The sequence below is a fragment of the Roseovarius sp. 217 genome (assembly GCF_000152845.1).
Classification (GTDB): Bacteria; Pseudomonadota; Alphaproteobacteria; order Rhodobacterales; family Rhodobacteraceae; genus Roseovarius.
In genome coordinates, this window is sequence record NZ_CH902586.1 from 101,327 (window position 1) to 113,851 (window position 12,525).

Consider the following 12,525-nt stretch of genomic DNA (forward strand, 5'->3'; position numbering starts at 1 on the left):
AAAATTGACCAGATCGCACAGATGTGGAATGCGCGCGGTAAGGGTCTGATTGACCATATGGCGCTTGAGATCGAAGAAGTATCGACCGAAGGCGTTCGGGTGAGGATGCCGTTCAATCCGGATTTCTGCGTTGACAGAGATCAGACCCTTCTTCACGGCGGCATCCTGACGGCCCTTCTCGACAGTGTATTCGGACTCGCAAACTTTATTGCCATCCAGGGTGTCAGCACGATGGCAACGCTTGACCTAAGGGTCGATTACCTGCGGCCTGCACATTCCCGAGCAGATATCTTCGTGCGTGCCCATTGCTATCGTCAGACTCGTCATATCGCCTTCAATTCTGGCAATATCTGGTTCGATGGCCATGAGGATGCGGAGATTGCCCGCGGATCCGCCTCGTTTGCCTTGACGCGCGGTGAAACCAGCCTGTTTGACGCCATGACAAGGGAAAAATGAACATGATGACCTTGCAAATCGTCAATGCAAATGTCTCCCGGGTGCCGTTCTTCCGATTTCTCAACTTCGAGGTCCAGAGCATGGACAGTCTCCATGCCGAAGCTGAGATGACCTTTTTAGAACGCCATATCGGCAACCCGGTCATGGAGCATTACCACGGCGGCATAATCGCAAGCTTCATGGAAGCCACTTCTGCAATCGCTGTTCAGCCGGATTTTGCGGACGTCCCTGCCAAGCCGATCAATCTTACCGTCGATTATCTCAGGCCGGGCGTGAGAGGCCCGCTCTATGCCCGCGCTACGGTGACGCGCAAAGGCAAGCGCATCGCGAGCGTGAGGGTGATGGCATGGCAGACGGACCAAGAAAAACCAGTCGCGGAAGGGCTTTACCACTTCCTTTTGGTCTGATCGCAATAGTTGCGATCATTAAATTCCTGTTTGCGTGGCGCAACTGGCGTTATCCCTGTCGCAGATCCCTTCAAGAAGAAGCCTAATGAGCATGTCAGAAAACTCGGGCAGTGAAAGATACCCCTGCTTTTCTGCCTTGTTGGGATCGAACCACTCCACCGTCCAATTCAGGGCACCCAACATAACCTGACGCAGGGGTACAATTTTGATATCGGACCTGATAGCATCGTCTTGCTGCGCTTCGCGAAGAACCCTGTCCCAGAGTCGTCCGTATTCATGTCGAATCTTCCTGTGTCGCTCCCTGAAATGTTTGGGTAGCATACCGTAGCTTCTGATGTTGGCAGACGTGAATTCGCTTGCCTTGAAGAGAAAATGAAGATGTGTCCAGATTGCGGTCGCGATCCTTGCATGATGGTCATATGGCTTATGAAATTCTTCGACTGCGGCGCTGACACCAGATAGCAAATCGCTCAATCCGGCGTTCAGAACCTCGTTTACGATCTCTTCTTTGGATTTGAAATGGTAGTATACGCTGCCTGCCTTCATATCGGCTTCTGTCGCGATCTGTCTTAGCGTTGTCGCTTTGTAGCCATTGTCCCTTAGCACGCATGCTGCCGCCCTCAGGATTTCCGCGCGGGTATTTGCGGCCTTGGTGATCGATTTAGCTGCTTGGACGGGAATGGCGGCGCTTGTCTTCTGCCCCTCTGTGTTAGCTTTGTGGCGCGTACACATTCCGTCGAGTATCAGTTTGCTCATACGGTCCGAGAGGACACTCACGGGATATCGATCCACATCATACCATTCAACAGTCCAGTTCATTGCGCTCAAAACGAACTGGCGGATCGCGGTTATGGAAATGTCGCTTCTCAGGTGGCCGGCACGCTCCGCGTCTTTCAGAAAACTGCTCCATACCTCTGCATACGCGGCACGCAACTCACGGTGTGGGGCGCGGGCCTCATCCGACAGCATCGGATAGTTCCGGATATTGGCCGAGGTGAAGTCGCTGTCAGCCAAGAGAAAGGTGAGGTGCGTTTCGATGAGAATGGCGAAGGTCTTGCGAAAGTCCGGTATCTTTGCCAATCGGACGATGGCGCTGACCTTTTCGTAGAGTTCCCGAACCCCGATATCCAGCACTTCACTCAGAATTTTATCTTTTGATTCAAAATGATAATAGATGCTTCCGGCCTCTATTCTAGATTTCTGCGCGATGTCGCGCATCGTTGTCGCATAGAAACCTTCGTGCCGGAAAAGGTGAGCCGCCGCAGAAAGAATCTCCCCGCGAGTCCTCTCTGATTTGCTCAGATCGTCTTCCGTATTCTTGATTGCATCAAACGATCGTACCATTGGCTGTCGATACTTGTCTGCCACAAGAGTGTCCATTGCAATAAATCTAACAATTGTTAGAATGAACGATGAGACGCTTCGAATCAAGATCTTTACCAAGATGATACCGGAAAAGGAGGACCTCCATATGAGAGGGTTAAGGGGAAAACGCGTGATCATAACCGGCGGCGGCAGCGGCATCGGACGCGCGGTTTGCGAACGTTTCGGTGAAGAAGGTGCCGAGGTTGCGATTTTTGACCTGAACGACGAGGGAGCGCATGAAACGACCCGTTTGATCCAGCAAGCGGGGGGAACGGCGCAAGCATTCAACGTGGACATCACCGACCGCACCCAGGTCGACAAGGCCGTAGCCGCAGTCGAGGCCGGAGGCCCGATCGATGTGCTGGTGAACAATGCGGGATGGGACGAGATCAAACCGTTCCTCGACACGGACGAGGCCCTTTGGAAGAAGGTTATCGACATCAACCTTTACGGCCCGCTCAATATGCACCACGCGGTGTTGCCGGGCATGGTCAAGAACGGTGGCGGCCGCGTGATCAACATCGCCTCGGACGCCGGCCGCGTCGGCTCGTCGGGAGAGGCCGTTTACTCGGCCTGCAAGGGCGGGATCATCTCGTTCACCAAAACGGTCGCGCGGGAACTGGCGCGCAAAGGCGTCCAGTTGAACGCTGTCGCGCCAGGCCCGACCGACACGCCGCTCTTTGCCCAGATTGCTCAGGGTGAGGGCGGTGAAAAGATCGCAGAAGGTCTCAAGCGGGCCATTCCGATGAAGCGGCTGGCAAAGCCGACAGACTATCCGGGAATCATCTGTTTTCTGGCATCCGACGACGCCGGGTTCATCACAGGCCAGGTCATTTCGGTTTCAGGTGGCTTGTCGATGCACGGGTGATCGCGTCGCGATGCGATGTGATACGGCACAGCCGTAAGGCCGTGCCACAGGCGCGGCCTTGTCTGGCTTAGAGAAAGGTCAAGGATGTTCCAGCCATCTCCCGACATTCAGCGTTCAAGTACGCTTGCCGCTTTTCTGGCTGACTGTGCCGCGGACAGCTATGAAGATCTCGTCCGCCGCGCCAACGCCGCGCCGGACTGGTTCTGGCGCCGGATCATCGACCATGCCGGCATCCGGTTCAGCCGCCCCTACTTACAGCTTCGCGATATTTTCAAGGGACCCGAATCGATCCGATGGGCCGTTGGCGCCGCTCTGAACCTGACAGAGACATGCCTTGATGCGCGCATCGAGGAGGGGTTGGCGGACAAGATGGTGATCGACTGGGTCGGCGAGGATGCAAGCCGCCGCTGTTGGACCTATGCCGAGCTTGCCGCCGAGACCGCGCGCGTGGCATCGGCGCTTGCCGCGCGCGGGGTGAAACCGGGCGAAAGGGTGGGCATCTACATGCCGATGATCCCTGAAATCGCGGCGGCGCTTCTGGGTATCGCCCGGCTGGGGGCCGTGGCGGTGCCGCTGTTCTCGGGCTTCGCGCCGCCTGCCATCGTCAGCCGCCTCCAGGATGCCGGGGCGGTGGCGGTTCTGACGGCGGATGCCACGCCCCGGCGCGGCAAGCCCGTCTGGATGGAGGCCGCGCTGGCCGAGGCGCTGACCGAGGTGCCCGCGGTCCACACCGTCATCAGCCTGCGGCGATTCGGGGGCGTAGTGGCCGATCTGGCGCGCGATCTGGACTGGCAGGAGAGTGTCGGCAAGGCCGATCCGACACGCCCCGCCCATCCGGTCGAGGCCGACGCGCCGCTGCTAATCGCCTATACCTCGGGCACGACCGGCAAGCCCAAGGGCGTGGTGCATACCCATCTTGGTGTGCCGGCCAAGGCCACGGCGGATTTCCTGCTGTGCCTCGACATGAAGCGCGACGACCGGCATCTGTGGATGACCGATATGGGCTGGGTGATGGGGCCGCTCACCCTTCTGTCGGTGCTGCTTTCGGGGGCTACGCTGGTTCTGGCCGAGGGCGCGCCCTCGATGCCCGGCGACCCCTTCCGGCTGTTGCGGATCACCGCGGACATGAAGGTGACGCACCTGGGCATTGCACCGACGCTGGTGCGCCAGTTCATGACGCACGATCCCGCGCCGCTTTCCGGCTATGACCTTTCTCCCCTGCGTATCGTCGCCGCGACGGGGGAACCCTGGACCGACGATGCCTGGCTCTGGCATCTCGACCATATCTGCCGCCGCCACGCCGTGCCGCTGAACATCTCCGGCGGGACCGAGTTGTTCGGGGCCATCCTGACCTCGACCGTCCTGCACGAGATCAAGCCCGGCGGGTTTTCGGCCGAGGCCCTCGGTGTGGGCGCGAAAGTGCTGCGCGAGGATGGCAGCGAAGCCGCGCCGGGCGAGGTGGGCGAACTGGTCGTAAGCCAGCCGCCCATGGGCCTGACCCCGGCGATCTGGGGCGACCGGGAAAGATATCTTGAAACCTACTGGTCCACCTTCCCCGGTGTCTGGCGGCACGGCGACTGGGTGCGCCGCGATCCGGACGGCACATGGTATATCCTCGGCCGCTCGGACGATACGCTCAACATCGCCGGCAAGCGCATCGGCCCGCCCGAGATCGAGGCAGCCCTGACCGAAACCGGAGAGGTGGTGGACGCCGCCGCCATCGCCGCGCCCGATGATATCAAGGGCGTGGCCGTGGTCTGCATCTGTGTCGCGGCACCAGGTGTGACGCCCGATGCCGCCCTCGTGGACCGGCTCAAGGACCGGGTGGGCGAGGTCGTCTCCAAGCCCTTCCGCCCGCGCGAGATCCATTTCGTCGAGGCGCTGCCCAAGACCCGCAGCATGAAGACGATGCGCCGGATCGTCCGCGCGGCCTATCTGGGCGAGGATCCGGGCGATCTGTCATCGGTCAGCAATCCCGAAACCATGCAGCCCATTGCAGACCTGCGAAAGGAAACGCCATGATCACTGTCTTCGGAGCCACCGGAAACACCGGCGCGCCGCTTGTCGATACCCTTCTGGCCAAGGGGGCGGCAGTGCGCGCCGTCACCAGCGATCCCGCCAAGATCGAAAATCTCAAGGCCAAAGGGTGCGAGGCGGTCACCGCCAATTTCACTGACCCCGCCGCCCTGGAACGGGCCTGTGCCGGGGCCGAGAGGATCTACCTGGTGACGCCTGCGCATCTGGACATGCGCCGCTGGAAGGCGAATGCGATCGCGGCCGCCAAGGCCGCGGGCGTGCGCCATGTCGTTCTGGCCACCGGGCTGGGTGCGTCGCCCAAGGCCAAGGTGACCTTTGGCAAGTGGCACTCCGAGACGCAGGAACTGCTGAAGGAAAGCGGGCTTGACTGGACCTTCGTGCAGCCGACCTATTTCATGCAGAACCTGCTCTGGCAGGCCGACACCATCGCCAAAGACGGTGTCTATTACGACGATCTGGGCGGTCCTGTGGCCTGGATTGACGCCCGCGACATCGCCGATGTCGCCGCCGAGGCGCTGACCGGCCCGGGCCATGAGGGCAAGACCTATGGCCTGACCGGCCCCGAGGCCCTGACCGGCGAAGATATCGCGGCCATGCTGTCAGAGGTGACCGGACGCACCATCACCTGCGCGCCCCTGTCGGTCGAGGACTCCAAGGCGGCCATGATCGCCGCCGGGATGCAGGAAGAGGTCGCCGCAGCCATGGTCGAACTCGCCTCCATCGCCCCAAAGGGCTATCTCGCGGGGATCGAGACCACGGTCAGCGACGTGCTTGGGCGCCCGGCCCGCCGCCTGCGCGATTTTATCGCCGAGAATCGGGATGCCTTCGTCCAGTGACCTGACGGCGGCGCCGTTTTATCTCGAGTTCGCGCCGCCTGCGGGCGCGGAAGCACAGGTCGAGACTCTGTACGTTTTCCGCGACGCTGGCGTGCTGAGCCGTCGCGGAAGGGGGCTGTTCGCAACCGATCTGTTCGACCTGTCGGTGAGCGTTCTCAACGCCTGCGATACCGGCCCGCATGTGTCGCTCGCGCCACCCCGCCCCGGCTTCGTTCCCCGCCGGGCGTCTTTTTGCGGCATCGTGGCCGGGCTGCGGCTGTCGTCGCGACCGCAGCATATGCCCCCGGCCGAGACTTTCGACTCTTTGGCTTCGATCCTGCGACGGGTCAGAGTCGGCGATGACGCGATGCCTGAACTTGTCACCGCACTCGATGGATTGGCCGAAGACCTGTCATTCGCGGCGATCCCGCAGGCGTTCAGCGACCGGACCGGACGCCGCAGAATCCGGGCAGAGACCGGCATGTCACGAAGACGGCTCGCCGCGATCCGGCGTTTTCGCCGTCTGGTTGATGAACTTGCCTGCCAGACCCTTCCGTTGAGCGATCTGGCCCTAGACGCCGGGTTTTACGACCAACCGCATATGTCATCCGCTTGCCGGGCCTTTGCCGGCATGTCCCCCGGCGCGCTTCGCGGTCAGGCGGCGCGGCAACCGCTTGGCCATTTCTTACAAGATGAGCGGCTGAAGACCCGTGTAAAACATATCATCAACGGATAACGAGAGGAGCGAAACCAGATCATGCCGAATTTCGAGCCGCGAGACCCCGATTTTGATACGCGTGTGCGCGACAGTTTCAACCGCCAGAACGTGATGCGCACGATGGGGATCACCATCGCCGAGCTTGCGCCCGGTCACATCGTTCTGGAAATGCCGCATGATAACGCGCTGACCCAGCAGCACGGGTTCCTGCACGCTGGGGTCGTTGCGACCGCGCTTGACAGTGCGTGTGGCTATGCCGGGTTTTCGCTGATGCCCGCCGAGGCTGCGGTGCTGACGGCGGAATTCAAGATCAACTTGGTCAACCCGGCGGATGGCGCGCGGTTTCGCTTTGTCGCCGACGTGCTGAAACCGGGGAAAACCCTGACCATCTGCGAGGCGCGCGCCTATGCCGTGAAGGGCGGGGAGGAAAAGCTCATCGCCACGATGACCGCGACGCTGATGGCGATGGTGGGGCGGACCGGCGTGGCCGGGTGAGGACGCGGCGCTTGCCCTCGTGATTTCCCGCGCCGATCGGCTTCCCATGCAGGCGGTATCACCAACCGCCTGCTGACCTTGCCTGTCCCCGGCCGCTGTCGGGTCAGAGACCTTGCGCCAGACGTACCCCTTCATCGATGGCGCGCAAGGCATCAAGTTCGGCGGCCTCCTTTGCCCCGCCGATCATCGTGACCGGGACGCCACGCGCGGCGAGGGCCTCGGCCAGGGCGCGTTCGGGTTCCTGCCCGGTACAGAGCACGATCGTGTCGGCGGCGATGACCTCTGGCTTTCCGTCCACGAGGATATGCAGCCCCGCGTCGTCGATGCGGTCATAAACCACCCCGCCGATGGCCTCGACCCCATGCTTGCGCAGCGCGTTGCGCAGGATCCAACCCGTCGAAACGCCAAGCCCGGCACCCGGTTTCGAGGTTTTTCGCTGAAGCATGACCACCTTGCGCCGCGATGGTGTCGATGCCAGCGGATCGCCCACCAGCGCGCCCGACGCGGCGAATTCCGGGTCTACGCCCCATGTCTCGCAGAATGTGTCAGCGCTGCGGACCTCTGCCGATCCGGTCACGAGGAACTCGGCCACGTCATGGCCGATGCCCCCTGCCCCCATCACCACTACCGTATCGCCCGCCATGCTTTCGCCGGACAGGATTTCGGCATAGGTCGCGACCTTGGGATGGTCGATGCCCGGCAGGTCGGGAATGCGCGGCGTCACCCCGGTGGCGATAACCACATGGTCAAAGCCGGTCAGATCACCGGCGTCAGCCCGCTGCCCCAAACGCAGCTTGACCCCGTGTTTTATCATCTGACCGGTATAATACCGCAGGGTTTCGTCGAACTCATCCTTGCCCGGCGCGGCGCGCGCCAGGTTCAATTGCCCGCCCAGCTTGTCCTGAGCCTCGAACAGGGTAACGTCGTGGCCCAGCCGCGCCGCCTCGGTGGCCGTGGCCATTCCTGCGGCACCGCCGCCGACAACGGCCAGCTTGCGCGGCTGCGCGGCGGGGGTATCGCGGAATTCGGTTTCGTGGCCCGCCCGGGGATTGACCAGGCAACTCACTGGCCGGTCGGAGAAGATGAAATCCAGGCAGGCCTGATTGCAGGCAATACAGGTATTGATCTCGTCCGCGCGGCCCTCGCGCGCCTTTTTCACGAAATGCGGATCGGCTAGAAAGGGGCGCGCCATCGAGATCATGTCTGCATCCCCTGAGGACAGTATGTCCTCTGCCATTGCGGGCGTGTTGATCCGGTTGGAGGCGACCACCGGGATCGACACCGCCGCCTTGATATTGGCCGCCGCCTTGCGCCAGGCCCCGCGCGGCACCGGATAGGCAATCGTCGGCACGCGTGCCTCGTGCCAGCCGATGCCGGTGTTGAGAATGTCGGCCCCCGCCGCCTCGATCTTGCGCGCGAGCGCGGCAATTTCATCTGCGGGCGCGCCGCCCTCGATCAGGTCGGCCGCCGAAATCCGATAGATGATCAGGAAATCCGGCCCGCACCGCTCGCGCACCGCGCGCACAATCTCGACCGGAAAGCGATGGCGGTTCTCGGCGCTTCCGCCCCAGTCGTCTTCACGCTTGTTGGTATGCGTGACGGTGAATTCGTTGATAAGATAGCCCTCGGACCCCATGATTTCCACGCCATCGAACCCCGCTGCCTGCGCATTGGCGGCGGCTTTGGCGAAATCCTCGATAGTGCGGCGGATATCGGCATCGGTCATTTCACGCGGAACGAAACGGTTGATCGGTGCCCGGATCGGAGTTGGGGCAACGCAGCCTTCGATCTTTGCATAGCGCCCGGCATGAAGCAGTTGCGCGCAGATCAGGCTGCCTTCGGCCTGGACCGCCTCGCAGATCGGGCGCAGGTGCCGCGCCTGATCCGGGTCATCGATGCGCGGGCCTTCGGGATCGAATATCCCCTCGGCATTGGGCGAAAACCCGCCCGTGACCAGAATCGCCGCCTCGCCACGCGCTCTTTCGGCGTAAAAGGCGATCTGTTTGGCGAGACTGTCCGGCTCGGTTTCCAGCCTGGTGTGCATCGACCCCATGATAACACGGTTTCGCAACATGTGCCCGCCTGCGCGGATGGGCGAAAGCATGGTCCCGAAGCTTTCCCTCTGCGTATTTTCCACTGTGAACGCTCTCCTCAAAACTTCGCTTGATCTATATTCTAACATTCGTTAGATTTTTGGAAAGAAGAATTTTCGGTCACGGGGAGCAGCACCGATGCAATTCCAGCCAACAGAAGATCAAAAGGCGTTTCGCGAAACCGCGAAGCGATTCGCCACCGAAAAGCTAGCGCCCGGCTACCAGCAGCGCGCAAGCGGCCACACCTTTGATCGCGCGCTGATCAGGAAAATGGGCGCACTGGGTCTAATCGGTGCCGATCTGCCCGAGGCATTCGGCGGGCTTGGCGAAAGCTCCGTCACTGCGGGACTCATAGTTGAAGAGATCGCCTATGCCGATTTCAACGCAAGCTATGTCCAGCTTCTCGGCTCTCTCATGGGGGGAATGGTGGCCAAGCACGCCTCCAAGGATATCGCGTCGGAATGGGTGCCCAAGGTTGTCTCGGGGGATGCCGTCATCGGTCTGGGCCTGACGGAGCCGCGCGGCGGATCGGATGCGGCGAACCTGGTTCTCAAGGCCACCAAATCCGGCAACGGCTGGCGGCTGAACGGCGAGAAGACCTCGATGAGCTTTGCATCCCAAGCCGACGCGGCGGTCGTCTTTGCGCGCACCGGCGATCCGGACGGCGGCTCACGCGGGGTCAGCGCGTTTTTTGTCGATCTGAACCAGGAGGGCATCAAGCGCACCCATTTCGACGACATCGGCACCAAGCCAGTCGGACGCGGATCGGTGTTTTTCGACGATGTGTTTGTGCCGGCCGAAAGCATGATGGCCGAACAGGACCGCGCTTTCGGCACGATCATGGCGGGGTTCGACTATTCCCGTGCGTTGATCGGGCTGGAATGCCTGGGCGCGGCACAGGCATCGGTGGATGAAACCTGGGCCTATGTCCGGGAACGCGAGGCGTTCGGCGCCCCCATCGTGCAGTATCAGGGCGTCAGCTTCCCGCTGGCAGAGGCCGAGACGCAACTTACCATGATGCGGCAGCTTTGCTTTTACACGCTGGACCTGCGCGACCGCGGCTTGCCGCACACCTCCGAGGCGGCGATGTGCAAGTGGTACCTGCCCAAGACCGCCTGCGAGATCCTGCATCAGTGCCTGATCCTGCATGGGCATTACGGATACACCACCGACCTGCCCCATCATCAGCGCTACAACGACGTGCTGGGCCTACAGATCGGTGACGGCACTGCGCAGATCCAGAAACTTGTGATCGCGCGCGAAAAGGTCGGCCGCGTGGCGCTGCAATACGACAAGAAGGCGAAGGGAGTATCGAAATGAGTGATCCCGTCGCCGTAAGCATCGAAGGTAGCGTAGGCATCATCGAGTTGGCGCGCCCCGAGAAATTCAATTGCCTCTCACTCGAGGTGCATGAATGCATTTCGAACGCGCGTGCCAGCTTCGAGGCCGCCCGGAATATCCGGTCGATCCTGATCCGGGCGCAGGGCAAACATTTTTGCACGGGCGCCGATCTGACTGAGGTGAAGGGCAAACTGACCGACCCCGCCGCGCTGGACCATTTCATCTCCTTCGGCATGAAAAACCTGCGCGCGCTCGAGTCGAGCCCGCTTCCTGTCGTGGTAGCGGTGCAGGGCTTGTGTTTGGCCGGCGGGATCGAACTGATGCTGGCATGCGACGTATGCTTTGCCGCCGAAACCGCCCAGTTTGGCGATCAACACGCACAATTCGGCCTGATCCCCGGCTGGGGCGGGTCGCAGCGGCTGACACGTCTGATGGGGCTGCGCCGGGCGCTCGACCTGATGTTCTCGGCCCGCTGGCTCAAGGCGGACGGGGCCAGAGAGGCTGGTCTGGTCAATTACATCGTGCCGGATGCCGAGTTGCACAAGGCCGCGCTGAACTATTGCCAGACCATCGCTACCCGCTCGCGCCCCGGTATCGCCGAAATGAAACGGCTGGCGCGGGAAGGTGCGGACCTTGGCATCGACCAGCAGATGCGGCTTGAGCGCGATGCAGCCGTGCGCGCGCTGCCCGGCGATGACGTCGCCGAAGGGCTAGATGCTTTTGAGGGCCGGCGCAAACCGGCTTTTCAGTGTTGAGGAAGAACCATGGATTTCACCCTGAATGACGAACAACGCCAGATCTACGAATACGGCGGCCAGTTGGCGCAAAAATTCGACAATGATTACTGGCTGCGGCACGCGCGCAAGCACGAGTTTCCGCACGAGATGTTCCGGCAGATCGCCGATGACGGCTTTCTGGGCATCATGGTTCCCGAAGAATACGGCGGTGCCGGGCTTGGCATGACAGAGATGGCCCTGTTCATGGAGGGCACGGCCAATCACGGCATTCCGTTGCTGATGATGGTGGTCGGCCCAACCATGTCACTGGCCCATATCGCCAGCCACGGGACCGACTTCCACAAGAAAGAGCTGCTTCCGGCCGCCTGCCGGGGCGAAATCCAGTTCTGTTTCGCGATCACTGAACCGGGGGCCGGGTCCAACACGATGAAGACCACGACGCTGGCCAAACGCCGGGGCAACCGGTTCAGCCTGTCGGGGGAAAAGACCTTCATCACCGGGGCCGACGTGTCTGACTATTGCTTGGTGGTGGCGCGAACCAAGCCGCACACCGAGGTCAGCCGCAAGACCGACGGGTTCACCCTTTTTGCCGTGGACCTGAAAAAGAAGGGCGTCGCGCAACAACGGGTGAAGATCTCGATCCCCCTACCCGAAGAACAGTGGACCCTGTTTTTCGACGAGGTGGATCTGGGTCCCGAGGACGTGGTCGGCGAGGTGGACGAAGGGTTTTCCATCCTGTTCGACAGCCTCAACCCCGAACGCATCATCCTGGCCGCGCTGTGCTGCGGCATCGGCCGCTTCGCCCTGAACAAGGGGGTGGCCTATGCCTCCGAGCGCAATGTTTTTGGCCAGCCTATCGGCGCGCATCAGGGGGTGCAACACCCGATGGCCAGGGCGCATACGGCGGTCGAGATGGCCAGCCTGATGACCCGCCGCGCGGCATGGGAGTTCGACAACAAGCTGCCGGCGGGAGCCTCGTCGAACATGGCGAAATATGCCGCCGCCGAAGCCGGGATCGAGGCTGTGGACGCAGCACTTCAGGCGCATGGCGGATCCGGCTTTACCGAGGATACGGGGCTTTACGAAATGTATCCATTGGTGCGGCTGCTGCGCACCGCGCCGGTGAACCGCGAACTGTGCCTCAGCTTTATCGGCGAAAAGGTCATGGGCCTGCCAAGATCTTATTGATCTCA

12 protein-coding genes are annotated in these 12,525 nt (G+C 61.6%); 10 read left to right on the forward strand and 2 right to left on the reverse strand.

Features of this window, described 5'->3' with window-relative positions; genetic code table 11:
• Positions 1 to 57 precede the first annotated feature (57 nt).
• Both ROS217_RS21615 and ROS217_RS21620 read left to right on the forward strand, forming a co-directional pair.
• Entirely contained in the window at positions 58 to 456 is a 399-nt protein-coding gene (locus ROS217_RS21615; protein ID WP_254656512.1) for a PaaI family thioesterase, read from the forward strand.
• Complete coding sequence (locus ROS217_RS21620) at positions 453 to 863, forward strand: PaaI family thioesterase (protein ID WP_009819974.1); 411 nt, start codon at positions 453 to 455, stop codon at positions 861 to 863. The genes ROS217_RS21615 and ROS217_RS21620 overlap by 4 nt, the downstream gene beginning before the upstream one ends.
• An 18-nt stretch (positions 864 to 881) precedes the next feature.
• Here ROS217_RS21620 and ROS217_RS21625 read toward each other — a convergent pair whose 3' ends face one another.
• A complete protein-coding gene (locus tag ROS217_RS21625) occupies positions 882 to 2,231 on the reverse strand; it encodes a TetR/AcrR family transcriptional regulator (RefSeq protein ID WP_254656513.1) in 1,350 nt (449 codons plus the stop codon).
• A gap of 37 nt (positions 2,232 to 2,268) precedes the next feature.
• Between ROS217_RS21625 and ROS217_RS21630 the strand changes: the two genes are divergently transcribed.
• The 5 genes from ROS217_RS21630 to ROS217_RS21650 all read left to right on the forward strand — a co-directional run bounded on the left by ROS217_RS21630 (position 2,269) and on the right by ROS217_RS21650 (position 7,161).
• Positions 2,269 to 3,096 carry a glucose 1-dehydrogenase gene (locus tag ROS217_RS21630; protein WP_009819976.1) on the forward strand — a complete coding sequence of 276 codons (828 nt, stop codon included), beginning with the start codon at positions 2,269 to 2,271 and terminating at the stop codon, positions 3,094 to 3,096.
• Between the two features lie 84 nt (positions 3,097 to 3,180).
• On the forward strand, positions 3,181 to 5,118 hold the full coding sequence (locus ROS217_RS21635) for an AMP-binding protein (protein WP_009819977.1): 1,938 nt from the start codon (positions 3,181 to 3,183) through the stop codon (positions 5,116 to 5,118).
• Positions 5,115 to 5,969, forward strand: coding sequence for an SDR family oxidoreductase (locus ROS217_RS21640; RefSeq protein ID WP_009819978.1), 855 nt, complete (start codon positions 5,115 to 5,117; stop codon positions 5,967 to 5,969). The genes ROS217_RS21635 and ROS217_RS21640 overlap by 4 nt, the downstream gene beginning before the upstream one ends.
• Positions 5,953 to 6,684: a helix-turn-helix domain-containing protein gene (locus tag ROS217_RS21645; RefSeq protein WP_009819979.1), complete on the forward strand. Its 732-nt coding sequence runs from the start codon at positions 5,953 to 5,955 to the stop codon at positions 6,682 to 6,684. Before ROS217_RS21640 ends, ROS217_RS21645 begins: the two co-directional genes overlap by 17 nt.
• Positions 6,685 to 6,705: 21 nt before the next feature.
• The gene (locus ROS217_RS21650; protein ID WP_009819980.1) at positions 6,706 to 7,161 is read left to right on the forward strand and encodes a PaaI family thioesterase; all 456 of its coding nucleotides are present in this window, start codon (positions 6,706 to 6,708) and stop codon (positions 7,159 to 7,161) included.
• A 103-nt stretch (positions 7,162 to 7,264) separates the two neighbouring features.
• On the opposite strand, the gene ROS217_RS21655 is transcribed toward ROS217_RS21650, so the two are convergent.
• The gene (locus tag ROS217_RS21655) at positions 7,265 to 9,265 is read right to left on the reverse strand and encodes an NADPH-dependent 2,4-dienoyl-CoA reductase (protein ID WP_040652188.1); all 2,001 of its coding nucleotides are present in this window, start codon (positions 9,263 to 9,265) and stop codon (positions 7,265 to 7,267) included.
• Positions 9,266 to 9,392: 127 nt separating this feature from the next.
• Here ROS217_RS21655 and ROS217_RS21660 point away from each other — a divergent pair, with 127 nt between their 5' ends.
• Genes ROS217_RS21660 through ROS217_RS21670 form a run of 3 tightly spaced genes read left to right on the forward strand, consistent with a single transcriptional unit; the run spans position 9,393 to position 12,520 of the window.
• On the forward strand, positions 9,393 to 10,574 hold the full coding sequence (locus ROS217_RS21660) for an acyl-CoA dehydrogenase family protein (protein WP_009819982.1): 1,182 nt from the start codon (positions 9,393 to 9,395) through the stop codon (positions 10,572 to 10,574).
• Positions 10,571 to 11,350, forward strand: a complete 780-nt coding sequence (locus tag ROS217_RS21665) for an enoyl-CoA hydratase/isomerase family protein (RefSeq protein ID WP_009819983.1) — start codon at positions 10,571 to 10,573, stop codon at positions 11,348 to 11,350. Before ROS217_RS21660 ends, ROS217_RS21665 begins: the two co-directional genes overlap by 4 nt.
• A 9-nt stretch (positions 11,351 to 11,359) precedes the next feature.
• Positions 11,360 to 12,520: an acyl-CoA dehydrogenase family protein gene (locus tag ROS217_RS21670; RefSeq protein WP_009819984.1), complete on the forward strand. Its 1,161-nt coding sequence runs from the start codon at positions 11,360 to 11,362 to the stop codon at positions 12,518 to 12,520.
• Positions 12,521 to 12,525: the final 5 nt, after the last annotated feature.

Coding starts and splice junctions, on each gene's coding strand:
- ROS217_RS21670 (WP_009819984.1), top strand. CDS start 11,360: ATGGATTTCACCCTGAATGACGAACAACGCCAGATCTACGAATACGGC.
- ROS217_RS21630 (WP_009819976.1), top strand. CDS start 2,269: ATGAACGATGAGACGCTTCGAATCAAGATCTTTACCAAGATGATACCG.
- ROS217_RS21660 (WP_009819982.1), top strand. CDS start 9,393: ATGCAATTCCAGCCAACAGAAGATCAAAAGGCGTTTCGCGAAACCGCG.
- ROS217_RS21665 (WP_009819983.1), top strand. CDS start 10,571: ATGAGTGATCCCGTCGCCGTAAGCATCGAAGGTAGCGTAGGCATCATC.
- ROS217_RS21640 (WP_009819978.1), top strand. CDS start 5,115: ATGATCACTGTCTTCGGAGCCACCGGAAACACCGGCGCGCCGCTTGTC.
- ROS217_RS21615 (WP_254656512.1), top strand. CDS start 58: ATGGCGCTTGAGATCGAAGAAGTATCGACCGAAGGCGTTCGGGTGAGG.
- ROS217_RS21650 (WP_009819980.1), top strand. CDS start 6,706: ATGCCGAATTTCGAGCCGCGAGACCCCGATTTTGATACGCGTGTGCGC.
- ROS217_RS21645 (WP_009819979.1), top strand. CDS start 5,953: ATGCCTTCGTCCAGTGACCTGACGGCGGCGCCGTTTTATCTCGAGTTC.
- ROS217_RS21655 (WP_040652188.1), bottom strand. CDS start 9,265: ATGCTTTCGCCCATCCGCGCAGGCGGGCACATGTTGCGAAACCGTGTT.
- ROS217_RS21620 (WP_009819974.1), top strand. CDS start 453: ATGAACATGATGACCTTGCAAATCGTCAATGCAAATGTCTCCCGGGTG.
- ROS217_RS21635 (WP_009819977.1), top strand. CDS start 3,181: ATGTTCCAGCCATCTCCCGACATTCAGCGTTCAAGTACGCTTGCCGCT.